General features: G+C 33.7%; 20 protein-coding genes. 4 read left to right on the top strand and 16 right to left on the bottom strand.

The features are described from left to right. Positions 1-6 precede the first annotated feature (6 nt). The 4 genes from JOD96_RS15075 to JOD96_RS15060 form a co-directional block, all read right to left on the bottom strand. Positions 7-483, bottom strand: coding sequence for a hypothetical protein (locus JOD96_RS15075; RefSeq protein WP_209565061.1), 477 nt, complete (start codon positions 481-483; stop codon positions 7-9). A 3-nt stretch (positions 484-486) separates the two neighbouring features. Then, positions 487-1,206, bottom strand: coding sequence for a hypothetical protein (locus tag JOD96_RS15070; protein WP_057117987.1), 720 nt, complete (start codon positions 1,204-1,206; stop codon positions 487-489). 276 nt (positions 1,207-1,482) lie between these two features. After that, positions 1,483-2,676 (bottom strand): hypothetical protein, encoded by a 1,194-nt coding sequence (locus JOD96_RS15065; protein ID WP_209565060.1) that lies wholly within the window; start codon positions 2,674-2,676, stop codon positions 1,483-1,485. 84 nt (positions 2,677-2,760) lie between these two features. After that, on the bottom strand, positions 2,761-3,087 hold the full coding sequence (locus tag JOD96_RS15060; RefSeq protein ID WP_144212759.1) for a hypothetical protein: 327 nt from the start codon (positions 3,085-3,087) through the stop codon (positions 2,761-2,763). A gap of 597 nt (positions 3,088-3,684) precedes the next feature. Between JOD96_RS15060 and JOD96_RS15055 the strand changes: the two genes are divergently transcribed. After that, a complete protein-coding gene (locus tag JOD96_RS15055; RefSeq protein ID WP_209565059.1) occupies positions 3,685-5,601 on the top strand; it encodes a DUF294 nucleotidyltransferase-like domain-containing protein in 1,917 nt (638 codons plus the stop codon). A 3-nt stretch (positions 5,602-5,604) separates the two neighbouring features. After that, positions 5,605-6,201, top strand: a complete 597-nt coding sequence (locus tag JOD96_RS15050; RefSeq protein WP_209565058.1) for a PolC-type DNA polymerase III — start codon at positions 5,605-5,607, stop codon at positions 6,199-6,201. 295 nt (positions 6,202-6,496) lie between these two features. On the opposite strand, the gene acs is transcribed toward JOD96_RS15050, so the two are convergent. From acs to JOD96_RS15015, 7 genes are all read right to left on the bottom strand, one after another. Beyond that, entirely contained in the window at positions 6,497-8,407 is a 1,911-nt protein-coding gene (gene acs, locus JOD96_RS15045) for an acetate--CoA ligase (protein WP_209565057.1), read from the bottom strand. A gap of 488 nt (positions 8,408-8,895) precedes the next feature. After that, entirely contained in the window at positions 8,896-10,365 is a 1,470-nt protein-coding gene (gene ilvC / locus JOD96_RS15040; protein WP_209565056.1) for a ketol-acid reductoisomerase, read from the bottom strand. Between the two features lie 44 nt (positions 10,366-10,409). Further along, entirely contained in the window at positions 10,410-10,931 is a 522-nt protein-coding gene (gene ilvN, locus JOD96_RS15035; protein WP_209565055.1) for an acetolactate synthase small subunit, read from the bottom strand. A gap of 92 nt (positions 10,932-11,023) precedes the next feature. Next, positions 11,024-12,712: a biosynthetic-type acetolactate synthase large subunit gene (ilvB, locus tag JOD96_RS15030; protein WP_209565054.1), complete on the bottom strand. Its 1,689-nt coding sequence runs from the start codon at positions 12,710-12,712 to the stop codon at positions 11,024-11,026. Between the two features lie 157 nt (positions 12,713-12,869). Beyond that, positions 12,870-14,543, bottom strand: a complete 1,674-nt coding sequence (ilvD, locus tag JOD96_RS15025; protein WP_209565053.1) for a dihydroxy-acid dehydratase — start codon at positions 14,541-14,543, stop codon at positions 12,870-12,872. Positions 14,544-14,811: 268 nt separating this feature from the next. Then, on the bottom strand, positions 14,812-15,930 hold the full coding sequence (gene leuB / locus JOD96_RS15020; RefSeq protein WP_209565052.1) for a 3-isopropylmalate dehydrogenase: 1,119 nt from the start codon (positions 15,928-15,930) through the stop codon (positions 14,812-14,814). Positions 15,931-16,006: 76 nt separating this feature from the next. Then, a complete protein-coding gene (locus JOD96_RS15015) occupies positions 16,007-17,182 on the bottom strand; it encodes a 2-isopropylmalate synthase (protein WP_209565051.1) in 1,176 nt (391 codons plus the stop codon). A 155-nt stretch (positions 17,183-17,337) separates the two neighbouring features. Between JOD96_RS15015 and JOD96_RS15010 the strand changes: the two genes are divergently transcribed. After that, on the top strand, positions 17,338-18,882 hold the full coding sequence (locus JOD96_RS15010; RefSeq protein ID WP_209565050.1) for a hypothetical protein: 1,545 nt from the start codon (positions 17,338-17,340) through the stop codon (positions 18,880-18,882). Positions 18,883-19,079: 197 nt separating this feature from the next. Here the strand turns inward: JOD96_RS15010 and JOD96_RS15005 are convergent, their stop codons facing one another. Together JOD96_RS15005 and JOD96_RS15000 are read right to left on the bottom strand one after the other, a co-directional pair. Beyond that, a complete protein-coding gene (locus JOD96_RS15005; protein WP_209565049.1) occupies positions 19,080-20,735 on the bottom strand; it encodes a M1 family metallopeptidase in 1,656 nt (551 codons plus the stop codon). Between the two features lie 163 nt (positions 20,736-20,898). Then, on the bottom strand, positions 20,899-22,554 hold the full coding sequence (locus JOD96_RS15000; RefSeq protein ID WP_209565048.1) for a M1 family metallopeptidase: 1,656 nt from the start codon (positions 22,552-22,554) through the stop codon (positions 20,899-20,901). Positions 22,555-22,671: 117 nt separating this feature from the next. Here JOD96_RS15000 and JOD96_RS14995 point away from each other — a divergent pair, with 117 nt between their 5' ends. Continuing rightward, positions 22,672-23,370 (top strand): carbohydrate-binding family 9-like protein, encoded by a 699-nt coding sequence (locus JOD96_RS14995; protein ID WP_209565047.1) that lies wholly within the window; start codon positions 22,672-22,674, stop codon positions 23,368-23,370. A gap of 167 nt (positions 23,371-23,537) precedes the next feature. Here the strand turns inward: JOD96_RS14995 and hisIE are convergent, their stop codons facing one another. From hisIE to JOD96_RS14980, 3 genes are all read right to left on the bottom strand, one after another. Then, positions 23,538-24,140, bottom strand: coding sequence for a bifunctional phosphoribosyl-AMP cyclohydrolase/phosphoribosyl-ATP diphosphatase HisIE (gene hisIE, locus JOD96_RS14990; RefSeq protein ID WP_317195300.1), 603 nt, complete (start codon positions 24,138-24,140; stop codon positions 23,538-23,540). Between the two features lie 210 nt (positions 24,141-24,350). Next, the gene (gene hisF, locus JOD96_RS14985; RefSeq protein WP_209565045.1) at positions 24,351-25,106 is read right to left on the bottom strand and encodes an imidazole glycerol phosphate synthase subunit HisF; all 756 of its coding nucleotides are present in this window, start codon (positions 25,104-25,106) and stop codon (positions 24,351-24,353) included. A 98-nt stretch (positions 25,107-25,204) separates the two neighbouring features. Then, entirely contained in the window at positions 25,205-25,516 is a 312-nt protein-coding gene (locus JOD96_RS14980) for an NIPSNAP family protein (protein WP_209565044.1), read from the bottom strand. Positions 25,517-25,595: the final 79 nt, after the last annotated feature.

Genomic DNA, 25,595 nt, shown 5'->3' with positions numbered 1-25,595 from the left:
GGCTTGCTATCTTTTTCTAGCAACTCTTCTTCCTGAATTATTGCGGTCACGTCTTAAAAACCAAATCAATGCAATAAGACCAGCGACAGCACCTAAAACAATTTTCCAGTTTCTTTGAAACCAAACCTTAATAGTTGAACTTACGACAGTAGCACCAACCTGACCAGAACCCTGAACAAAACCAGTACTTAAACCGTCATTAATCCCAGTTGTTACGGCTTTTGCGAAAATCTGAGAACCTGCATTTGCTACAGCTCCAACCGCTTGACTTGCGGTACTTAAAGCCATCTGTTTGTTGTATTCTTCCTCTGCCTGTTTATTCGCTTTTTTTGCTTCGTGAGCATCTTGCAAATTCTGCGAGATGTTTTGAACAGTTCCACCAACGAAAGGAATAGCACCCATGATAGGAGTAGCGACCTTTACCAAATTTTTGAACGAAACGTTTTTCTTAATCGCTGTTCCAATTTTTTTGAAAAATCCCATAGCTTACACGGTTTTTAAACATCTTACGACGAAATTAATAATTGAGCCTTGCGACTTATTGATTTCAATACCAACCACAGCCACTAAAGGCAAGGTTAATCTATCGGTTAAGCCTTGTAAAACTTTTCCATCTGCAAGAACAGCTTGAATAGGGTCAATATCACGACTTAATGTTTGCAGTTCAAAAGGAAGGTATTTAACTACCTGACCGTTTGAATACTGGTAAGATAAATCACTTACTGAATCGTCAACAGTCATGACAGCCAAATCAAATCCCTGAACATCAATTTTTTTGTTGAACTCCTCAGAAGCAACAGATTTTTGTTCAAAAAAGAATAAATTGTTTGTTTGCTGTGGCTCCTCAATTCCGTGTAAATCGTAGCGTTTACCTGCAATTAAATCTTCAAGAGTAATTTTAATACTCTCTTTATCTGCAAGATAAATTGAACCTTCGTCTGCTAATTCACATAATGCAATCAAAGCATTATCTTCGTCGGACTGTGTGTTTTCAGTTCCGTAGGTACTTGCTAAAATGAAATCTTTAAGCAAAACTTTATTTGCTAAAATGACATTCGAGCCGTTTCCACGTTCAATGTAAATACTAATTTTTTCAGTAGTTAAACCTGATAACGGCACATCACTTGAAAGAATTAAAGCACCGATTGCTTTTGTTACTTGAAGTTCTGGCGATTTTGTAACGCCTGTAATAGTTGCAATTTTCATTTGTTATAAATTTTATTTGTTAAATTTCTTTTACAAAGGTTATTGCAACTATTATTTGGCATTCCCTAAAATTCCCTATAATTCCCTAATTTTCCCTAATTTTCCCTATAATATGCCATAGTTTATTAAGTCTTGAACCGTTAAATAGTTCCTTTTTAAAGCGAGAGAATCAATAATTGTTTGATATTCTTTACATGCAGTTTTATAGCTTAATTCAAGAATATGCATTAACTGGGTTTTAGTAACTTTTTGGCTTGTATTCTGTGTTTTCATGGCTTATAAAAATAAAAGTTGATGTTCGTGGAATAATTCAGAATCAAAATCATTTACTAATTTTTCCTTTGTTCTAAATTCATGCAGATAGAAATGTAACTTGTTTTGAAACCATACTAAAAGTTGGTTTTCAGTAGTCATGTCCATATCTTGAAGTAAAAGATTTAGAGCAACTATATAAGATATATCTTGATTGTTTGCGTAATATTCTCTAAATAGAGATTTTGCAAGACGTTTTTTAATTGTTGTCGAAGAAAGAACAACCTTTTTTAAACGCTTGATTATAGGATTGAATTTGGTAATTTGGGACTGTAAAAAATCAAAATCAAAAAGAGTAATAAGTTTTTCTTTATTGATTTGACTTTTACCAGTATTCTCACGAAGTTCAAAAAAACCTTTATTTGCAATCTTCAATAACTCATAAAGATTTGCTTTATCAAAAATACCCCAAGTCATTGCCTGACTGATATTTACATTTCCTTTCGAATGTTCATTTAGCCCTCTGAAAAATGCTGAGTTTAACTGATATTCAAAACGCCAAACATTATCATTTTTCAAACCATTATTTGCATAATATTCGTTTATGTACGGCTTTTCAGTTAATTGTAATGATAGCGTTTTGTTATAGCATCGTATTATTTTGTCTGATGTTCTTTTTCCTATTTGGAAACCGTTAAGTATTGATTTTCCTTTGTACGTTTCAAAATAGCTTTGTAAATTTTTTGGACGACCTGAAATAAGGTAGTTACCTGCAACCACATTACTATATAAATTACGGTAAGAATTGTTGATATCAGACTTATCAAGGCATATATCCAGTCTATTAACAGACTTAAATAAGTAGTTCGTTTCATCGCAAAAAGCATTTATGACACCTTTTAAAGCGTCGTTAGATAATGTATAAAATAGATTGTTTTCAAATTGAAGCTGTGCAAATTGTTCACTCATAATTGCTGAGCGTGGTTTTGCTGTGTAAATACCGATTTTTAAATCTTCATAATATAAGTCTGCTCTTAGCTCAAAAATCTTAGTTCCATATTCATAAGGTTTTAAACGAAACTTAGAATGTTCGGGAAATTCTCCAAACGGTTGACCCTCTAAATTGATAATTAAGTAATCTATATTTATAAGAGTAGGTTTTAAATTATTGTTTTTGAATTTAGTTTGGGCCTGATGCCTTTCTTTATATGAAATCATTGTTTTTAGTAGGTTTTGAGTGAGTTAGTTGCCGTTATACCCTACGGCAACAATTGAAAAAATCGAAAGGGGAGTAGTAAAAAATTAATTTTCCGAATCCTGCCAAAGTGAATAATGATTTTTTGGCAAATCATGTATTGTAAATTCTTTCTTTGATATTGCTTCGGTTATTTTCTTTTCAACTTCAAAAAATTTTTGTTTATAATTTGAAATCTGAGAATTGAAAAAAATATTTATCTGCTGACCAATTTTTTTAATTTCTCTAATTGTAAAATCATGCTGATGTTTTAAACCAAGTAAATCGACAGTCTCTACAGGATTTTTTGAATATTCGTTTAAATCATGATTTAATCCAGCCAATTCCAAAAGCAAATTTTCTCGTTTTTGGATTAAAAGTAAAATTGTAGACATGTATTAAGGTATTAAAAGGTTGTGTTTAAGAAGTTTTGAAATGAGAGTTTTCATAGAATTGCAGTAAAAAGTAAATTCGTGAATACAAAATGATTGAGTTACTATAAAGCAATCCGTACAAACTTTAATTGTAATTCCTATCTTTGAACCACGGATTCTTAGAAATAATGTTTGGAACTTTAAATGTGAGGTTTTGCAAAATGGGCGCATCTTTTTTAAAAATGTTTTTGCATTGAAATCTGTGTGACGCATCTTGTTTAATTCTACAAGTAAGAGAGTGTAATTCTCTAAAGAAGATCGTTTTAAGGCCATGTGGTAATTGTTAATTAGTTATACCACAAATGAACTATAATTTATATTATGTAAAATAGAATATTAAATAAACCTTCTGCTTTGCTACTTTTATGTACTTCCTGATGATATTTATTTATTCTTTCAAAATGCTCAATTCTAAAACTCTTTAAAATAATAAAAAGATAATTTTAAAGTTATTAAAACATATATTTTCTCATTTATTTAAAATCACTAAGATGCTTTCGTTGTAAGACTTTATTTTATTATTTTTACACTCGATACTTTAAAAAAATTATCAGACTTATGAATACAATTGCTGAGCATATAGCAGATTTTTTAAAAGAATATCCGCCATTTAAAAATTTATCTTTTCAGGAATTATCTGATATTGCAACAAATATTCGTGTACTCAATTTAGAAAAGCACGCTATATTGTTTCAAAATAACGATCCGCTGCATGATAGTTTTTATGTGGTGGCTTCCGGCGTTATAAATCTGACAACAATTGCTGATGCTGAAGAAACGATTATTAACAAATGTCATGAGGGTGATATTTTTGGATTAAGACCATTCTTTGCCAAAAATAATTATATGATGACGGCCAAGGCACGCGAAGAAAGTATCATTTATGCTATTCCAATTGCTGTATTTAGGCCCTTTGTAGCTAATAATTCAGATGTTTTGAACTTTCTGTTAGAAAGTTTTGCAATAAATTCAAGACATACCAAAGACAATGTAAGTTCTAATGGAAAATTGATTTCTGATACTTCTTTTTATGTAGACCAGCAATCAGAAATGCAGTATATACAATCCCTTAACTATAATAACTCACCATTAAAAACGGAAGCGCATCATATTGTAAAAGATGTTGCTATTTTAATGACAGAAGCTATGGTTGACAATATTGTTGTTTGTGAAAAAAACCATCCGATTGGTATCGTAACTGATGCAGATTTATCTTCTAAAATTGCGACCGGACGTTATCCTATTACGGAAACAATTGACAAAATTATGTCGTCTCCGGTTGTTACAGTATTAGAAAATGTATCATTGGCAGAAGCACAATTACTGATGCTTAAACACAATGTTACCCACTTGTGTGTAACCAAAGACGGAACAAGCAAATCTGCTGTAAAAGGAATTATTTCTGAACATGACCTGATTGTGGCACAAGCCAGCAACCCTGGTGTGTTGATCAAGGAAATAAAACGTTCTCAGCTTCCAAAAGATTTAAAACAAATTCGTGATCGTTTATCAGATTTAATTCAGAATTCGATACAGAAAAATATACCGATTTCACATGTTAGTAATATTGCGAGCGAAATAAACCTGGCAATTATCAAACGTTCAGTAGAATTATCAATTTTGGACTTAGGCTCACCTCCTGCTCGTTTTGCATGGTTAAGCATTGGCAGCCAAGGACGTAAAGAACAGCTTTTACTAACAGATCAGGATAGTATTTTAATATTTGAAGATGTTACTCCTGAAAAATACAGAGATGTAAAAGATTATTTTTTAAGGTTAGCAAAAAGAACTACTGCTATACTTGAAAAAGTAGGTTACGAGCTTTGCCCGAACGGACACATGGGAAGCAACATGCTTTGGTGTAAGTCATTGACAGACTGGACAAAACAATACAACAGCTGGATGAATACTCCAGGTGAAAATAGTAATGATTTGAGCAGCATTTTCTTTGATTATGAAATAGTTTTTGGTGAACCAAAAATAGAAGAAGCAATAGAAAGTGTTATTTTCAAAAATGCCGTTAATAATACTTTATTCTTTGATTTTTTAGGAAATGATGCTTTAAAGAAAAACTCTCCTCTGAGTTTTTTCAAAAAATTCATTTTAGAAGAAGATGGCCCATATAAAGATAAATTTGATATTAAAACACGTGCATTAATGCCATTAATTGACGGTGCACGTTTGTTAATTCTAAATGCCAATATTAAAGGAATACAAAATACATATTTAAGATTCAAACAATTAGCTATTACTGATTCTAAAAATGCTGAAATATATCTAAGCTGTGCTGAAGCATTTTTGACATTGTCAAAATTCAGAACTGTTGAAGGCTTGAAAAATGATGATTCGGGACAATACATCAATTTAAAGGAAATGTCTAAAAGTGATAAAGAAAAATTAAAAAATGCTTTGTCACCCATGAAAGATCTTGAAGAATTAATTAAGAATAAATTTCAACTTACGCAATTCTCCTAACATATGCTAGACTGGCTTAAAAATATCAACAAAGACTATCCTGATTTCTGGAAGGATTATCTGATGAAATTCGAGACTAAACCCAATAGATTTGTTGTAATGTCAACAGAAACTTCTGGTCTTAATCCGGATAAAGATGTTATTTTATCATTAGGCGCTTTTGCAGTTGTAGATAACGGAATTGTAATTAAGGATAGTTTTGAATCTGTTTTGCTTCAGTACAAATTTTTACAGGATAATGGACTTTCAAATGAATTTATCATCGAGAGCAAGTTGATAAAAATGCAGGAACCTGACGCTATTGAAGGTTTTATTAATTTCATAGGCAATGCTGTTTTGGTTGGGCATCATATTAATTTTGATATAGAAATGCTTAACAGCGCACTAGAACGCCTTGACTGTGGAAGAATAAAAAATGAGGCCCTGGATGTTGACATGATGTACAGAAAACTTACTGACATTAACGACAAACAATTTTCGCTTGATGATTTATGTGATATTTACAAAATACCGAAAAGCGACAGAAACACCTCTTCTGAAGATGCATACCGAATTGCACTTTTATTCTTAAAATTAAAATCGAGATTGGGAATTAAGTAGTTTCATTGGAATCTGTTCCTAAATTTTTAAAGATAATACATTGTCAGACTGAGCCAAGTCGAACTTCCTACAAAGTTATTTAGCATAACAGGACTTCGACTTCGCTCAGTCTGACAAATGCATAGAGTTTTACTTGTGACTAAATTTTTGTCAAAGATGAAAGACTTAGTAAGGTTATAAAAAAATGCCTCTTAAATTTAAGAGGCATTTTTGTTTATTTTAAATTCCATTTTTCATGTATCTGACACAAGCAAAAAACTTGAAACCTGAAACATAAAAAACTTGAAACTATTTTTTAAGAAATTCTGTCTTTCATAATTTCTTCTACAACTTCAGGATTTAATAATGTTGAAGTATCTCCAAAATTAGAAAAATCCCCTTCAGCTATTTTACGTAAAATTCTACGCATAATTTTTCCTGAACGCGTTTTTGGCAAACCAGACACAAATTGTATTTTGTCCAGTTTAGCAATTGGTCCAATGTGATCGGCAATATATTGATTAATCTCTTTAGTCAGGTTTTCTTTATTTCTAACTTCTCCAGTCTCTTTAAGAATTACATAACCGTACAAAGCGTTTCCTTTAATTTCATGTGGGAATCCTACGATTGCAGATTCTGCAACGGCTGGGTGTTCATTAATTGCATCTTCAATAGGTGCAGTTCCCAAATTATGACCGGAAACAATTACTACATCATCTACTCTACCTGTAATTCTGTAATAACCAACTTCATCTCTTAATGCGCCGTCTCCGGTGAAATATTTACCTGGAAATGCAGAGAAATAAGTTTCTTTGTAACGTTCGTGATCTCCCCAGATTGTTCTGGCGATTCCCGGCCACGGAAATTTAATACACAAACTTCCCACAACTTGATTTCCTTCTATTTCATTACGTTTTTCATCCATCAAAACAGGTTGAATTCCCGGTAATGGCAAAGTTGCGTACGTTGGCTTAGTTGGAGTAACAAATGCAATCGGCGAAATCATAATTCCTCCCGTTTCAGTTTGCCACCAGGTATCTACCACCGGACATCTTTTGTCTCCAACGTGGTCATTAAACCAGTGCCATGCTTCTTCATTAATTGGTTCTCCAACAGAACCGATAACTTTTAGCGATTTTAGAGGATATTTTTGAATATAATCTAAACTTTCTTTTGCAAGAGAACGGATTGCAGTTGGTGCTGTATAAAATTGTGTGATTTTATGTTTTTCTATAATATCCCAAAAACGGCTAAAATCAGGATAAGAAGGAACTCCTTCAAAAATTACGGTAGTTCCTCCATTTAACAAAGGCCCATATAATATATAAGAGTGTCCTGTAATCCACCCGATATCTGCCGTACACCAGAAAATATCATTTTCCTCGTGACTAAAAACATTTTTGAATGTGTAAGCGGTGTAAACCATATAACCGGCAGTGGTATGAACCATTCCTTTTGGTTTTCCTGTAGATCCCGAAGTATATAAAATAAACAAAGGATCTTCTGCATCCATGATTTCTGCTACACTATTATCTATAGCGGCATCCAATAAAGGCTGTAACCAAATGTCACGACCTTCTTTCATTTTAACTTCTGTATTAGTTCTTTTAACAACCAAAACTTTAGTCACAGACGGACAGGTATTTAATGCTTCGTCAACAATCGTTTTTAGATCGATTGTTTTATTTCCTCTATAACCACCATCTGATGTAATTACCATTTTACATTCGCAATCATTAATTCTTGCCGCTACAGCTGAATCTGAGAATCCTGCAAAAACTACAGAATGTATTGCTCCTATTCTTGCGCAGGCCAATACAGCAACTGCCAATTCCGGAATCATTGGTAAATAAATACAAACTCTGTCACCTTTGCGAACGCCTTGTTCACGCAAAACATTTGACATTCTTGATACTCGCTCGTATAATTCGTTATACGTTATATGTAAAGCAGTTTCTGAAGGATCATTCGGTTCAAAAATAATGGCCGTTTTTTCTCCTCTTTTACTTAGATGTCTATCGATACAGTTTTTTGTAATATTCACTTTAGCTTCTGTAAACCATTTTACTTCAGCATCTGCCATATTAAAATCAACCACCTTATCCCATTGTTGATACCAAGTGAAATTTTCTTCAGCTATTTTTCCCCAGAATTTTCTTGGCTCTCTTATTGACTTATTGTAATGTTTAAAATATTGTTCTAAATTTTCAATTTTATAATAACTCATACTTAATGGAATTTTTTTATAAATGTATTAAATCTGTCCGTATTCTTAAAATTATTTAATTCATAAATTTTGACATAAAAAAACACATATTAAAAAAAATATTGATTTTTTATGAATTTAATATAAAAATATAACTTTTACCTCTAAATTGCTTATCGCAAAAAAGGCACAATAAAAATATTATGCCTTTTTGATTTTAACAATTTTAATAACAATTAATTTTTGTAATTCTTGTTCTGCCCTATTTTGAAAATAGCAGCATTTTACTAATTAATATAGCATTCTAAATAAGTATATTCAATACTAAACATACTTCATTCGTCGGGATTACCTTCACTTAACTTACAGACTCACAGAAGTTAAGTGAAATGTAATATGCATCTATATCCATATTATCTTAATAAGTGCTTACTAATTCAAAATATTATATAAAAGAAAGATACAGTGCAAATCCCAGCACAGTCGATTGTGCGGTAATTCCCAATTTATTATCCAATTTTTTTCATTGCAGTCATAGACTCTCTCAACCATGCTCCTACTTCTTCAATAGGATGCTGACGGATTTCTTTGTTTACTGCGATTAAAACAGCATTATCTACTCCGTTAGAAGTTGAGAATGGTTTTCCTATAATGTTTGTGTCTACTTTCTTCATGAATTCAGTCAACAACGGCTTACATGCGTGGTCAAATAAATAACAGCCATATTCTGCAGTATCAGAAATTACACGGTTCATTTCAAACAATTTCTTTCTTGCAATTGTATTTGCAATCAAAGGCAATTCGTGTAATGATTCATAATAAGCAGACTCTTCAATAATTCCTGCTTCTGTCATAGTTTCGAATGCTAATTCTACTCCTGCTTTTACCATTGCAATCATTAATACTCCATTATCAAAATATTCCTGTTCAGGAATTGGAGCTTCTTGCGGAGCTGTTTTTTCAAAATTAGTTTCTCCTGTTGCAGCTCTCCATTTCAATAAATTCACATCATCATTAGCCCAGTCAATCATCATAGTTCTCGAGAATTCTCCAGAAATAATGTCATCCTGATGCTTTTGGAATAACGGACGCATAATGTCTTTTAATTCGTCTGCCAGTTCGTAAGCTTCAATTTTTGAAGGATTGTTCAATCGGTCCATCATATTTGTGATACCTCCGTGTTTCAAAGCTTCTGTGATAGTTTCCCATCCGTATTGAATTAATTTTGAAGCATATGCTTTATCAATACCTTTTTCAACCATTTTATCAAAACATAAAATAGATCCCGTTTGCAACAATCCGCAAAGGATAGTTTGCTCACCCATTAAATCTGATTTTACTTCAGCTACAAATGATGATTTTAAAACTCCTGCTTTATGACCTCCGGTTGCAACAGCATATGCTTTTGCCTGATCTAAACCAGCACCATTCGGGTCATTTTCGGGGTGTACTGCGATAAGAGTTGGTACACCAAAACCTCTTTTATATTCCTCACGTACCTCAGAACCAGGACATTTAGGAGCACACATAATTACGGTAATATCTTTACGAATCTGCATTCCTTCTTCAACAATATTAAAACCGTGAGAATAAGCCAATGTAGAACCGTTTTTCATTAATGGCATAATTGCAGTAACTACTGCAGTATGTTGTTTATCAGGAGTTAAGTTACAAACTAAGTCAGCAGTTGGAATTAATTCTTCATAAGTACCCACTTTAAATCCGTTTTCTGTAGCATTTTTGTAAGATGCTCTTTTTTCAGCAATTGCATCTGCACGCAAAGCGTATGAAATATCTAATCCGGAATCTCTCATGTTTAAACCTTGATTCAAACCTTGTGCACCACAACCTACAATAACAACTTTTTTTCCGGCCAATGCAGCAATTCCGTCTGCAAATTCTGATTGCTCCATAAATTCGCAAACGCCTAATTGTTCTAATTGTAATCTAAGTGGTAGTGTGTTGAAATAATTTGCCATTTTTTTTAATAATATTTAATGATGTGTATTTAATAAATTTGGTTCTATTTAAATGCTTCTAACATTGACGAGATTTCCATTTTCTCTTTAGAAACTGATATTCTTCCCGAACGTACAAACTGCATAATGCCGTACGGTTTAAATTTTGCATACAATTCTTCTATTTCAGAGCGTCTTCCTGATTTTGAAATCACAAAGAAATCGCGGGAAACTGTTACAATTGTCGACTGACTTTCTTTAATAATATTTTGAATTTGTTTTTCATCAAACAACAAACTTGACGCAATTTTAAACAAAGCATTTTCAAGATAAATTGTCTCTTCGTCTGTATGATAAAATGCTTTTATAACTTCAATTTGTTTTTCAATTTGCCCTACTATATTCTGAACCCATTTCTCTGTTGTATTAACAACTATAATAAATCTGGAAACATTCTCTATTTCTGATTCTGAAACGTTTAGACTTAATATATTAATGTGACGCTTTAAGAATATTCCTGATATTCTATTCAACAACCCCACATTATTTTCTGAATATACCGATATGGTAAATGTTTTATCTTCCATTTTGTTTTTTAGTTTATTTTGTTTCAGGTTTCAAGTTTCAAGTTCTGCTGAGAACGTAAAACCTGAAACTTAAAACTTGAAACTTTTTTCTTTTAGCTTAATCTAATTTCTGAAACACATGCTCCTGTTGGAATCATTGGGAAAACATTGTTTTCTTTTTCTACCATGACCTCTAAGAAATAAGAATCTTTAGATGCCAGCATTTCTGCAACAGCTGCATCTAAGTCTTCTCTTTGTGTTACTTTTTTAGATTTTATATAATAACCTTCTGCGATTGCAACAAAATTCGGATTGATCATATGTGTTGAAGCATATCGGTTATCAAAGAACAATTCCTGCCATTGGCGTACCATTCCTAAAAATTCATTGTTTAAAATGACAATCTTTACAGGTACTTTTGTTTGGAAAATAGTTCCTAATTCCTGAATTGTCATCTGAAATCCACCATCTCCAATAATCGCAACCACTTCGCGGTCAGGCCTTCCCATTTTAGCTCCAATAGCAGCTGGCAAAGCAAATCCCATGGTTCCTAAACCTCCGGAAGTAATGTTGCTTTTAGTCGAATTAAATTTAGCATAACGGCAAGCAAACATTTGGTGCTGACCCACATCTGAAACGATAATTGCATCGCCTTTTGAATGTTTGTTGATCATTTCCATGGTTTCTCCCATTGAAATACCTTTGCCATTTGTTGGGTTTAATTCTTCTTTTATAACAGAAGCAAATTCAATTGCTGCGTATTCTTTGAATTCATTATGCCAGGAATCGTGAGATTTTTTTTCAATTAAAGGCAATAATGCATTTAAGGCTTCTTTTACATCTCCTAAAACTGCAACTTCTGTTTTTACGTTTTTATCAACTTCAGCCGGATCAATTTCAAAGTGAATTACTTTTGCCTGTTTGGCGTAAGTAGCTAACTTTCCGGTAACACGGTCATCAAAACGCATTCCCAATGCAATTAAAACATCACATTCGTTGGTCAGCATATTTGGTCCATAATTTCCGTGCATTCCCAACATCCCAACGTTTAACGGATGATCTGTTGGCAAAGCCGAAAGACCTAAAATTGTCCATCCTGCCGGAATTCCAGATTTTTCTATAAAAGCTTTTAGTTGTTCTTCGGCCTGACCGAGAATAATTCCCTGACCAAAAACAATAAAAGGTTTTTTGGCACTATTGATTAAAGCAGCAGCTTCGGCAACTTTATCCAGTTTTAATTTCGGAACTGGTACATAACTTCTGATTGAAGTACATTTTTCGTAACTAAATTCAAACTCATCAAACTGAGCATTTTTAGTTATATCAATCAAAACTGGCCCAGGACGTCCTGAACGCGCGATATAAAATGCTTTCGCAATAATTTCAGGAATTTCTGAGGCTTCAGTAATCTGGTAATTCCATTTTGTTACCGGAGTTGAAATTCCGATAATATCCGTTTCCTGAAAAGCATCAGAACCCAATAAATGTTTCCCCACCTGACCTGTGATACAAACCATTGGTGTAGAATCGATTTGCGCATCTGCAATTCCGGTTACCAAATTTGTTGCTCCCGGACCCGAAGTTGCAATGGCTACCCCAACTTTTCCTGTAGCTCTGGCATATCCCTGAGCGGCATGCGTTGCTCCTTGCTCATGACGTACCAGAACGTGGTGTAATTGATCCTGAAATTTATATAATTCGTCGTAAACCGGCATGATTGCTCCTCCCGGATATCCATAAACCAAGTCTACTCCTTCTTCTAATAAACATCTTATAACGGCTTCTGCCCCTGATATTTTCATAGTATATTTTGTTTTATCAATGTCAAAAATCAATTTCAAAATTCAATGGCAATGGCAAGAATCAATTTCAATTTGAATTTTTTAAATTGATCTTTTATTTATTGCTATTTGTTTTTTGATATTGTCATTGTCATTGATTTTTGATATTGTTATTTAATTAATTATCGGTAACGCAACCTGTTGAAGCGCTTGAAACCGATCTGGCATATTTAAGCAAAACTCCCTTTGTAACTTTCAACGGTGGCTGTACCCAAGCCGCTTTTCTCGCTGCAAATTCTTCGTCAGATATTTTCAGGTCGATTGTATTTTTAACAGCATCGATTGCGATCAAATCGCCATCTTTTACTAGTGCAATACCACCACCATCATATGCTTCTGGTGTAACGTGTCCTACCACGAATCCATGCGAACCTCCAGAGAACCTGCCGTCTGTAATAAGAGCACAGCTGCTTCCTAATCCGGCTCCAATAATTGCAGATGTAGGTTTTAGCATTTCAGGCATCCCCGGACCACCTTTTGGTCCACAATACCTGATGACGACTACACTACCCGGTTTTATCTTTCCGGCCTGAAGACCTGGAATTACTTCAAATTCACCTTCAAAAACCACAGCTGGTCCTTCAAAATATTCGCCTTCTTTTCCACTGATTTTTGCAACAGCACCTTCAGAAGCAAGATTACCGTATAAAACCTGAATATTTCCTGTTGGTTTTAATGCCTTTTGAATTTCATGAATTACTTCTTGTCCGTCTTGTAAGTCTGGCGTAGAAGCTAAATTTTCGGCTACTGTCTTTCCTGTTACGGTTAAACAATCTCCGTGAATCAATCCTACTTTTAATAAATATTTCATAACTGCAGGAATACCTCCAACAGCATGAATATCTTCCATCATGTACTTACCACTTGGTTTCATATCAGCCAAAACCGGCGTTCTGTCGTTAATTGCCTGAAAATCATCCAAAGTAATTTTGACATCTACAGCGTGAGCCATTGCAATTAAGTGCATAACTGCATTTGTAGAACCTCCTAAAACTGCTACAATTGTAATAGCATTTTCAAAAGCCTTGCGAGTCATGATATCTCTTGGCTTAATATCTTTTTCTAATAAAATTTTGATCGCTTCTCCTGCAGCCAGGCATTCGTCTCTTTTTTCCTGACTCAATGCAGGGTTTGAAGAACTGTATGGCAAGCTCATTCCTAATGCTTCAATTGCAGAAGACATTGTATTTGCAGTATACATTCCGCCGCAAGCACCAGCGCCCGGACATGCATTTTGAATAACTCCTTTAAAATCTTCTGGAGTAATTTCGTTTTTTACTCTCTTTCCTAATGCCTCAAAAGCAGAAACAATATTCAAGGATTCCCCTTTCCATTTTCCAGAGTGAATTGACCCTCCGTAAACCATCATCGCCGGGCGGTTTAATCTTCCCATTGCGATCAATGCTCCCGGCATATTTTTATCACAGCCCGGAATGGCAATTACACCATCATACCATTGCGCTCCCACAACAGTTTCAATAGAATCTGCAATTACATCACGAGAAACCAATGAATAACGCATTCCTTCGGTACCGTTAGAAATTCCGTCACTTACACCAATAGTATTAAAAATAAGTCCGACCAGATTTGCATCCCAAACACCTTTTTTGACGTCTTTTGCCAAATCATTTAAGTGCATGTTACACGTATTTCCATCGTAACCCATGCTCACGATACCAACTTGTGCTTTTTTCAAATCTTCTTCAGTTAAACCAATCCCGTACAACATAGCTTGTGCTGCTGGTTGTGTCTGATCCTGAGTGATGGTTTTGCTGTACTTATTTAATTCCATTATGTAATATTTAATTTTATTTTTATTCAAAAAAAAAACCTTCCAGTATTTGGAAGGTTTGTAATATAGTTTTTCAATTATATTTATACCATTCCCGATGCAGATGTGCTAAACACATTGACAACAACGACAGAAGTAATAATAATTGAGATTTGCATCATTTATTTTTTTAGTGTTACAAAAGTATGAAAACTTTAAGAACTAAAAAAATAAAATCTCAACATTTACAATACTTCTTGTTATTTATTTCATTATTTTAATAAAAAACTTAAACAATTGTCGATTGACCAATACTAACGTTGTCATTATTAAAATAGAGCAGGTCATCTTTGCTAAAAATGAAATTAGAAACAAACTCCCCTACTTCATTTGTACCAAATTTAGAATCTGATCTAAGATCTACTGTAACAACTTTATATTCAATTGCTTTTTCTATCGCCTTATAAATTACATTGGCTTCTGTAAATAATCCAAAATGCTCCAACAGCATGGCTGCAGATAAAATTGAAGCAATCGGATTGGCAATATTTTTTCCTTTTGCCTGCGGATACGATCCGTGAATTGGTTCAAACAAAGCATTTTTTTCTCCCAGAGAAGCCGATGCTAATAAACCAATTGATCCTGTAATAACACTTGCTTCGTCTGATAAAATATCACCAAATAAATTTTCTGTCAAAATCACATCAAATTGTTTTGGATTTAAAATCAATTGCATAGCAGCATTATCAACAAATAAAAAGTCAAGAAGAACGTCCGGATAACCTTCGCCAACTTTCTGAACTACTTTTCTCCACAATCTTGAGGTCTCCAAAACATTGGCTTTGTCTACCATTGTTAGTTTTTTGCGTCGGTTTTGTGCCGATTTAAAAGCTAAGTGTGCAATTCTGGTAATTTCTTCTTCTGAATATTCACATAAATCAGAAGCATGTGTTCCCTCTTCATTTAATGTTTTTGCTCCAAAATAGGCACCACCTGTTAATTCTCTGAAAATAGTAAAATCTGCACCTTCAATAATCTCTCTTTTTAGCGGAGATGCATCAATTAAGGATTTATAAGGTTTGATCGGACGAATGTTCGCAAACAAACCTAACTCTTTACGCAATTTTAGTAATCCTTGTTCCGGGCGCACTTTGGCACTTGGGTTATTATCATATTTTGGATCTCCAATAGCGCCAAATAAAACTGCATCTGTATTCAAACAAAGATTCAGCGTTTGTTCCGGCAGCGGAGTTCCTGTTTTATCGATTGCAATCGCTCCCATGAGCGCTTCTTCAAAAACAAATTCATGATTGTACACTTCGCCAATAGCGTATAATGCTTTTTTGGCTTGTAAAATTACTTCCGGTCCAATTCCGTCTCCAGGTAAAACTGCTATTTTCAAATTCATAACGTCTCGTTCTTTATGTATTTAAATCTTTTATTTTTTGTCTTGATCTTTCGTCTTTATTCGATTCTTACTTCAACTAGCTTCTTACTAATTCGTCCTGAATTTTTGCAGCCTCTATAATCTGGTGAATATCAGCATCTAAAACTTCTTTCTTAATATCGGCAAATTTCAGGAACTCAATGTATACAATGTCTAATTGCACTTTTGTAAGTTCATAACCCACTTTTTTGGCACGGTAAGCCAATGCAGCTCTTCCGCTTCTTGCTGTTAATATGATTGACGATTCATTTACACCCACATCAAGCGGATCCATGATTTCGTAAGTTGCTCTGTTTTTAATTACTCCATCCTGATGAATTCCGGAACTGTGTGCAAATGCATTTGCTCCAACAATAGCTTTATTTGGCTGCACAATCATTCCCATACTTTCAGAAACCAAACGGCTCATTTCGTTTAATTCCCTTGTATTGATGTTGGTATCTAAGTTAAGGTAAGGATGTTGTTTAAAGATCATTACCACTTCTTCAAGGGCTGTATTTCCGGCTCTTTCACCAATACCATTTATAGTACATTCTATTTGTCTCGCTCCGTTTATAGCACCCGAAATTGAGTTTGCAGTTGCCATTCCTAAATCATTATGACAGTGGCAGGAAAGTATTACGTTTTCTATACCTTTTACGTTTTCTTTTAAATATTTAATTTTTGCTCCATATTCTTCAGGAAGGCAATATCCTGTTGTATCAGGAATATTTAATACAGTTGCTCCGGATTTAATAACTTCTTCACAAACTTTTGCCAGGAATGCATTATCTGTTCTACCCGCATCTTCGGCATAGAATTCAACATCTTCTACATACGTTTTTGCATGTGCTACAGCAAATTTTGCTCTGGCGATAATATCTTCTGGTGTGGTATTTAATTTATGGAGTATATGAGATTCTGAAGTTCCGATTCCGGTATGGATTCTAGGTCTTTTAGCATGCTTTAAAGCAGCTGCTGCAACATCAATGTCATTTTTTACGGCTCTTGTTAGTCCGCAGACGGTGGCATTTTCTACAATTTTACAAATCTCAGAGACCGATAAAAAATCGCCCGGACTTGACACAGGAAAACCTGCTTCAATAATGTCAACTCCCATTTTGTCTAGTCGTTCTGCGATAACTAATTTTTGTTTAGTATCTAACTTACATCCTGGAACTTGTTCACCATCGCGCAAAGTGGTGTCAAAAATTTGAACTTTCTCTCTATTCATATTCATTTATTTAATGTAATTTCACATCTTGATAACAAATATATATTGTAGAAACGCAGTACGAAATTCATTTTAATGAAATTATACTGTTCATAAAACAATTTATACGCTATTAAATAACTAAAAACCAATAAGTTACATTATTATATTTTACAATGGCTAACCATCAAAAAGATTTCTTATTTGTTCTGATAAAATCGCTTACAAAATCTGAAAAAAGGCAGTTTAAAATTTTTGCAAGTCGTTTGGAAACGAGTTCAAACACAAAGTTTATTGAATTGTTTAATATTCTCGATAAATCTGAAAACTATGATGAAAAACTGATTCTTAAAAGCGGCGTAATACAAAAAGTACAGCTATCTAACTTAAAATCATACTTGTATAAGCAAATATTAGTTAGTATCCGACTGAATATTCCAAGCCAGAATATTCGTTATCAATTACGAGAACAAATAGATTTTGCAGTTATACTTTATAATAAAGGCCTCTATAAACAGAGTTTAAAGATTCTCGACAAAACCAAACAGCAGGCACTTGAGAATGATGAAAAATACATGGCGTATGAGATTGTAGAATTCGAAAAACTGATCGAATCACAATATATAACACGAAGTATTCAGGGCCGTGCTGATGAACTGGTTGTTCAGGCCAAAGAGTTAAATTACCGCAATACTATTTCAAGCAAATTATCGAATCTGTCGTTACAGTTATACGGAATAATGCTAAAAACCGGTTATGTGAAAAGTGATGAAGAATATAAATATATTGATGATTACTTTAACCGACACGTTGCAAAGTTAGATGAAAGCAAATTCGGTTTTCGTGAGAAATACTGGTTTTACAATGCCAGCCTTTGGCGTAGCTTTTTGGTTCAGGATTTTCTGGCCAGTTACAAATTTGCGTATAAATGGGTTACCCTTTTTTATGACAATCCAAATATGATTTACCTGAATCCTGTGTTTTTCTTAAAAGGAAATCATTACTTTTTGGAATCGCTTTATATGCTGAAATATAAATCAAATTTCAAAAAATACCTGACGCTTTTAGAAGAAACAATAGAAAATCCTAAGTTTCCTGTAAATGATAACATTGCATCACTATCATTTCTGTACGTTTATAATAATAAACTGAATCTTCATATTCTTGAAGGAACTTTTGCCGAAAGTGAATATTTGATTCCTGAGGTTTTGGATAAAATAAAATTGCACAACGAGCATCTTGATGAACATCACGAAATGGTGTTTTATTATAAAATCGCTTCTATTTATTTTGGAAACGAAAAATACAATGAGTGCATTCTATACCTGGATAAAATAATCAATAACAAGAACTTAACGATGCGTGAGGATTTGATGTGTTTTGCAAGGCTTTTATCCTTAATTGCACATTATGAGCTTGGTAAAGATTATTATCTTGAAAATCATCTTAAAAACACCTACAAGTTCCTGCTTAAGATGAACAACCTGCATGAAGTTCAAAAAGAAATTATTAAGTTCTTACGAAACCTGAATAATTTTTATCCGACAGACATCAAAAAGGAATTCATCAAAATGCGGGAACGTTTTATAGAATTGGAGAATAACACCTACGAAAAAAGAGCTTTTCTTTATCTGGATATTATTTCATGGCTGGAAAGTAAAATTGAAAATAGAAAAATTGCTGATATCATGAAGGAGAAAGCAAAACTGAATAATCGTTAATTGTTGTCATCCTGACGAAGGAAGGATCACACAAGTAATTCCGAAAAGTAATTTCTCAATCTTTGTCGAGCTTCTTGTGTGATCCTTCCTTCGTCAGGATGACAGACTTTGAGTTTATTAGATAAAAAAAATCCCAAACTCCACCCGAAACTTCGGAATTGGAATTTGGGATTTATATTTTTTAGAATTTAAATTCTTTATTCAGTTATATTAAAAGAAGCGACATAAAAATCTTTATTTACTTCCAGAGTTGGTTTATCAGTAGCTATTTTCTCTGTTTTCCAGTCTTGTGTTGGTTTTAAGACCACATCAGTACCGTTTAATTTGACTTTTACAGGCATATCAAATTTGTCTACACAATTTGACCAGCGATATCCCAAATGCCCGTCTTTAAAGAAATATTCTAATGTTGGGGTTTTTGTTGTTCTCAAATACTGATCAAAAACTTTGCTCAAATTCAATCCAACCTGAGCACTCATATAATCCTCAATTTGTTTTGTTGTAACCGTTTGGTGGTAAAAAGTACTGTTTAAACCTCTCAAAATAGATTTCCATTTTGCATCGTCATTTAAAATCTGACGAATTGTATGAAGCATATTGGCTCCTTTTGGATACATATCACCAGAACCTTCGTTGTTTACATCATAATTTCCGATAATTGTAGCATCATTATGAATGTTTTTTCTACAGCCTCTTACATATTCTGCACCGGCATCTTTACCGTAATAGTATTCTACAAAAAGACTTTCAGAATAGTTGGTAAAACTCTCATGAATCCACATGTCTGCAATATCTTTATAAGTGATATTGTTTGCAAACCATTCGTGCCCGGATTCATGAATAATAATAAAATCAAATTTTAATCCCCAGCCTGTTCCGCTTAAATCACGGCCTAAGTAGCCATTTTTATATTGGTTCCCGTACGTTACAGAACTTTGGTGTTCCATCCCTAAATAAGGAACTTCTACCAGTTTATAGCTGTCTTCATAAAAAGGATATGGCCCAAACCAATTTTCAAAAGCTTTCAGCATTTTTGGAGCGTCTTTGAACTGCTCTTTTGCCAAAGCAAGATTATCTCTTAAAACATAATAATTACAATCTAAGTCACCTTTTTCTCCTTTGAATTTCTCTGAAAAATTAACGTAATCGCCAATATTGATATTTACACCATAATTATTTATCGGATTAGAAACATACCAGTTAAAGGTCTTTGTTCCGTCTTTTTGTTTTTTAACACTTTGTAGTCTTCCATTAGAAACATCAGTCAAGTCTCCCGGAACATTTACGCTGATCAGCATATTCTCCACTTCATCATACATATGATCCTTGCACGGCCACCAAACGCTTGCTCCCAGTCCCTGACAGGACGAAGCCACAAAATCTTTTCCGTTTTTGTCTTTTTTCCAGCTCAATCCACCATCCCATGGGGCTCTTACTGCTTCTTTTGGTTTTCCTCCAAAAGAAATTACGATTTCTTTTGTTTCTCCAACCTTTTGTGCAGCGGTTAATTCAATAAAAAAAGCATTGCCGTTTCTAACAAATTGCTGCTCTTTACCATCCTGAGTCACCTTAGTAATCTGCATAGGTTCCTGTAGATCGATCTGCATTTTGTTATACTCTTTCAAAACAGTATAACGTACGGTATTTGAACCTGTTATTGTTTTTTCTGACGGATTCACTTTAATATCTAAATGATAATATTTCAAATCCCACCAGGCTCTTTCTTTTGTGATGCTTCCGCGTAAAGTATCCTGATGTGTAAAAATAGTTTCAGACTTATTAAGAAGTCCCTGCGCATTGGCTGTAAAACCAACTAAAAAGGCAATTAAAGTGCCACCTAGTATTTTTTTCATTATTAAGAAATTAGAAACAAATAGTGCTTTAAACAAACTTGATTAGCAACAAATGTAAACAATCCTGTCAATTTTTTGAGAATTTTGTGATTTCTATATAAAAAAAACAAAACCCGGTAAACTCAATAATAAGTCACCGGGTTTGATTTTTAAACCATTACAATTAATCTGTAATGTTGTATGCTGTTACATAAAAGTTTTTGTCTACTGTCAAATTTGGTTTATCGGCATTTATATTCTCAGCCTGCCAGTCTGTTGTAGGTTTTAGCCAGGTTTCAACACCATTTAAATTTACTTTTAATGGTAAATTAAATTTCTCAACGCAATTTATCCAATGGTAAACTAATTTTTGATCTTTAAAATAATATTCAAAAGTTGGAATCTGGGCAGTTCTTAAATATTGATCAAAAACAGGCCTCAAATCTATACCTGATTTTTCACTAAGATAATCTTCAATCTGTTTTGTTGTAACAGTTTGGTGGTAAAAAGCACTGTTTAAGCCCCTCAAAATCGATTTCCATTTAGCATCATCATTTATAACCTGACGAATAGTATGAATAATATTTGCCCCTTTTGGATACATATCTCCAGATCCTTCACTATTTACATCATAATGCCCAATAATCGGTTTTTTGTTGGAAATCACTTTTCTGATTCCTCTAATGTATTCATTCGCAGCTTCCTTACCATAATAATATTCCACAAAAAGCGCCTCAGAATATGTCGTGAAACTTTCGTGAATCCACATATCTGCAATGTCTTTGTACGTAATATTATTGGCAAACCATTCATGACCGGACTCGTGAATAATAATATAGTCGTATTTTAAGCCCCAACCTGTTCCGCTCATATCGTTACCTCCATATCCCTTTTTAAAGTTATTTCCGTACGTAACGCTGCTTTGGTGTTCCATACCCAAATAAGGAGCTTCAACCAATTTGTAACTGTCTTCGTAAAACGGATAAGGTCCAAACCAGCTTTCAAACGCTTTTAGCATTTTTGGTGCATCTTTAAAATGTTCTTTTGCCACAGCCAGATTATCTCGCAAAACATAGTAATTACAGTCCAAATCACCTTTTTCTCCTTTAAACTTTTCAGAGAAATTAACGTAGTCTCCAATATTGATATTAACCCCATAGTTATTTATAGGGTTTGAAACATACCAATTAAAGGTTTTAGTTCCGTCTTTTTCTTTTTTGACACTTTGAAGTCTTCCGTTTGAAACATCTGTCAAATGTCCGGGAACGTTTACGCTGATTAACATATTTTCTACTTCATCATACATATGATCTTTGCACGGCCACCAAACGCTGGCTCCAAGTCCCTGACAGGATGAAGCGATAAAATCTTTACCGTTTTTGTCTTTTTGCCACGTAATTCCTCCGTCCCATGGTGGGCGAACGGCTTCCTTGGGAACACCGCCAAATGAAATTACAATTTCTTTTGTATCGCCAATTTTTTGATTTTCAGTCAAAGTAATAAAGAAAGCATTCCCATCTCTTTCAAACTTTAGTTCCTTACCGTTTTGGGTTACTTTAGAAATATTCATCGGCTCCTGCAAATCAATCTGCATGCTGTTACTTTCTGTCAAAACGGTATACCGAACAGTATTTGTTCCTTTGATTGTTCTATCTGCCGGATTTACTTTAATATCAAGATGATAATATTTCAAATCCCACCAGGCTCTTTCTTTTGTAATGCTTCCGCGTAAGGTATCCTGATGTGTGAAAACCGTTTCGGACTTATTCATAAGTCCTTGAGAATTGGCAGTAAAACCAATTAAAAAAGCTATTATTACACTTCCAAAGTATTTTTTCATTAGTTATAAGTTAAGTTTTGAATTAGTTATAATATTAGTATACATTTTTAATTTATGTTACAAAATTTGTATTTACATACACTATTGTTTTTTATTTTAGCTAAAATTTTCCAGTTTATGAAATTTAGCTCGTTTTTATATATTTTGATATTCCTGTCTGAAATAAATAGTTATTCCCAGACATTTCCTGTTCATAAAATAAATGATAAAATAATAATTGATGGAGATTTAAGCGACTGGAAAACACCATTTTCAGGTCCGTTTGTTATTCATAATTCCGGAGATAAAGCAACACAAAGAACCTTTGTTTCACTTTCGTGGAATGATGAAAACCTTTATATCGCTTATCGTTCTGAGGATTCTAAGATAATTGGAAAATCGCAGCCGAAAGATTCTAAAATCTATGAAACGGATGATTTGGTCGAAATATTTATAGATCCGGACGGTGACGGAAAAAACTATGTCGAAATTGGCGTGAATGCTTTTTCAACAAACTATGATATGCTTTTGAAATGCATTTCTCCCGGCTGTGGAGGCTGGAATACTGCAATGAATTTTACTATTGCCGGACTAGAAGCTATAAGCAAAATTACGCCGGAAGGCTTTTGTACCGAAATTAAAATACCGTTCTCAAGTCTTGCAAAAGTTGAAAACGGCAATTTTGTAAAACCAAAAACCGGCACGAAATGGAAAGCAAACACTTTTAGAATTGATTACGGTAATACAACCGAATATCTTGCCTTACAGGATTATAAAAGTTTAAAATTCGGGTTTCACCATCCCGATGAATTTGCGGTTTTTGAGTTTGTGGAGTAATAATAGAACGCAGATGAGATGTAGATTTGGGCAGATTTTATTTTTCCAAATATTTAATCGTACTCATTTGTCAGACTGAGCGAAGTCGAAGTCCCAAAAAGTGATTCAGCAGACAGGACTTCGACTTCGCTCAGTCTGACATAAATTGTGTTTCTTGTTTCTTTTAACTACTTCTGACGCTTTTTTAATACTTCCACAACATCATTTAACTCAAAGCCTTTTGCCTGTAATAAAATCAAATAGTGAAAAAGTAAATCAGCGCTTTCACTAAGAAACAAATCGTCGTTATCGTCTTTTGCTTCAATAACAACTTCTACTGCCTCTTCGCCTACTTTTTGAGCAATTTTATTAATTCCTTTTTCAAATAAAGACGCTACATAACTTTTCTCAGAATCAGCATTTTCTCTTCTGGTTTTGATGGTATTTTCTAATTGGGAAATAAAACCATAATTGTCTGTATTTTCTTCCTGCCAGCAAGTATCTGCGCCCGTGTGGCACGTAGGCCCGACAGGTTTTGCCTGAATTAAAAGTGTGTCGCCATCGCAGTCGTTTTTAATACTTACCAGATTCAAAAAGTTGCCACTCTCCTCACCTTTTGTCCAAAGTCTTTGTTTTGAACGGCTGAAAAAGGTAACTTTTTGGGTTTCTATTGTTTTTTGAATGGATTCTTCGTTCATATAACCCAACATCAAAACGTTTTTAGTTTCCGAATCCTGAATAATTGCCGGAATCAAGCCATGTGAGCTTTTGATATCTATATTCATTTTTATTTTAGATTTTTCTATTATTTTAGATTTTAGAGTTCAGATTTTAGATTCTATACTTTATGTTTATTTTATTTAGATTTAGAATTCAGATTCTATACTCTGTGTTTATTTTATTCAGCTTTTAGAATTTAGATTTTAGATTCTATACTCTATGTTTATTTTATTTTATTTTTTTGGATTTTTATCCCGAAGCTTCGGGATAAAAATTGAAATTTAGATCCTCACCTCAATATCATTTCTTCTCAATTCCTCTTTCAAAGCTTTGATTTCTATCTCTTTAAAATGAAAAACACTCGCAGCCAGAGCCGCATCTGCTTTTCCTTCTTTAAACGAATCTACAAAATGTTGCATATTTCCCGCGCCGCCAGAAGCGATAATCGGAATATTGATTAAAGTTGATAATTTTGCCAAAGCTTCATTTGCAAAGCCATTTTTTGTTCCGTCATTATCCATCGATGTAAATAAGATTTCTCCCGCACCGCGTTCCGCAACTTCTACAGCCCAATCAAATAAATTCAGTTCAGTTGGTACTTTTCCGCCAACCAAATGCACAATCCATTGTCCGTCAATTTGTTTGGCGTCGATTGCTACAACTACACACTGACTTCCAAATTTCTGGGCCAGATCATTGATCAGCTGAGGATTTTTTACTGCCGATGAATTGATCGAAACTTTATCAGCTCCGTTATTCAACAGGATATCAACATCTTCAATTGATGAAATTCCGCCGCCAACCGTAAACGGAATATTAATTTTCTCCGCTACACTCCGCACCATATTAACTAAGGTTTTACGTCTTTCTTCTGTAGCCGAAATATCAAGAAAAACCAATTCATCTGCTCCTTCAGCCGAATATATTTCAGCGAGTTCTACAGGATCTCCGGCATCACGCAAGTCAACAAAGTTAACGCCTTTTACGGTTCTTCCGTTTTTTATATCCAAACAAGGAATGATTCTTTTTGCTAACATTAATCTAATGTGTTAATTTGAGAATTAGATAATTAAATAATTTTTACGCAACGCATAAATTATCTGATTATCTAATTTTTCTCATTATCTAATTTACTTTACTCAAATACAGGACTCAGGAAAGTTCTTTCGTAACTAATGATACATCTTGTGTCTTCTGCAAGTTTAAAAGCTTCTACACACTCTTTATCATCTTTTGAAAACATTTGCTTTCGGTAATTTTCATAAGCTGTTAAACTCGGAAAAGAAAACAACGCATAAGCAATATTATTTGCTCCTTCAGATGGCATAAAATAACCATGATGATGCCCTCCTAATCGATTTACAATCTTAATCCATCTTTTTCCGTAATCTTCAAAAGCTTCTAGCTGATAAGGATCTATAACGTATTTTAAATGACAAGTTATCATAATATATTTTTTAATGTGAGAATCTTTTAATATGCCAATTTTTTAATGTGCCAATTTTTTAATGTGAGAATAAGATAAT

This window comes from Flavobacterium sp. 1355 (genome assembly GCF_017833415.1).
In the GTDB taxonomy this organism is placed as follows: Bacteria; Bacteroidota; Bacteroidia; order Flavobacteriales; family Flavobacteriaceae; genus Flavobacterium.
This window is presented reverse-complemented; position numbering and strand designations above follow the sequence as displayed.

Coding starts and splice junctions, on each gene's coding strand:
- JOD96_RS15075 (WP_209565061.1), bottom strand. CDS start 483: ATGGGATTTTTCAAAAAAATTGGAACAGCGATTAAGAAAAACGTTTCG.
- JOD96_RS15070 (WP_057117987.1), bottom strand. CDS start 1,206: ATGAAAATTGCAACTATTACAGGCGTTACAAAATCGCCAGAACTTCAA.
- JOD96_RS15065 (WP_209565060.1), bottom strand. CDS start 2,676: ATGATTTCATATAAAGAAAGGCATCAGGCCCAAACTAAATTCAAAAAC.
- JOD96_RS15060 (WP_144212759.1), bottom strand. CDS start 3,087: ATGTCTACAATTTTACTTTTAATCCAAAAACGAGAAAATTTGCTTTTG.
- JOD96_RS15055 (WP_209565059.1), top strand. CDS start 3,685: ATGAATACAATTGCTGAGCATATAGCAGATTTTTTAAAAGAATATCCG.
- JOD96_RS15050 (WP_209565058.1), top strand. CDS start 5,605: ATGCTAGACTGGCTTAAAAATATCAACAAAGACTATCCTGATTTCTGG.
- acs (WP_209565057.1), bottom strand. CDS start 8,407: ATGAGTTATTATAAAATTGAAAATTTAGAACAATATTTTAAACATTAC.
- ilvC (WP_209565056.1), bottom strand. CDS start 10,365: ATGGCAAATTATTTCAACACACTACCACTTAGATTACAATTAGAACAA.
- ilvN (WP_209565055.1), bottom strand. CDS start 10,931: ATGGAAGATAAAACATTTACCATATCGGTATATTCAGAAAATAATGTG.
- ilvB (WP_209565054.1), bottom strand. CDS start 12,712: ATGAAAATATCAGGGGCAGAAGCCGTTATAAGATGTTTATTAGAAGAA.
- ilvD (WP_209565053.1), bottom strand. CDS start 14,543: ATGGAATTAAATAAGTACAGCAAAACCATCACTCAGGATCAGACACAA.
- leuB (WP_209565052.1), bottom strand. CDS start 15,930: ATGAATTTGAAAATAGCAGTTTTACCTGGAGACGGAATTGGACCGGAA.
- JOD96_RS15015 (WP_209565051.1), bottom strand. CDS start 17,182: ATGAATAGAGAGAAAGTTCAAATTTTTGACACCACTTTGCGCGATGGT.
- JOD96_RS15010 (WP_209565050.1), top strand. CDS start 17,338: ATGGCTAACCATCAAAAAGATTTCTTATTTGTTCTGATAAAATCGCTT.
- JOD96_RS15005 (WP_209565049.1), bottom strand. CDS start 20,735: ATGAAAAAAATACTAGGTGGCACTTTAATTGCCTTTTTAGTTGGTTTT.
- JOD96_RS15000 (WP_209565048.1), bottom strand. CDS start 22,554: ATGAAAAAATACTTTGGAAGTGTAATAATAGCTTTTTTAATTGGTTTT.
- JOD96_RS14995 (WP_209565047.1), top strand. CDS start 22,672: ATGAAATTTAGCTCGTTTTTATATATTTTGATATTCCTGTCTGAAATA.
- hisF (WP_209565045.1), bottom strand. CDS start 25,106: ATGTTAGCAAAAAGAATCATTCCTTGTTTGGATATAAAAAACGGAAGA.
- JOD96_RS14980 (WP_209565044.1), bottom strand. CDS start 25,516: ATGATAACTTGTCATTTAAAATACGTTATAGATCCTTATCAGCTAGAA.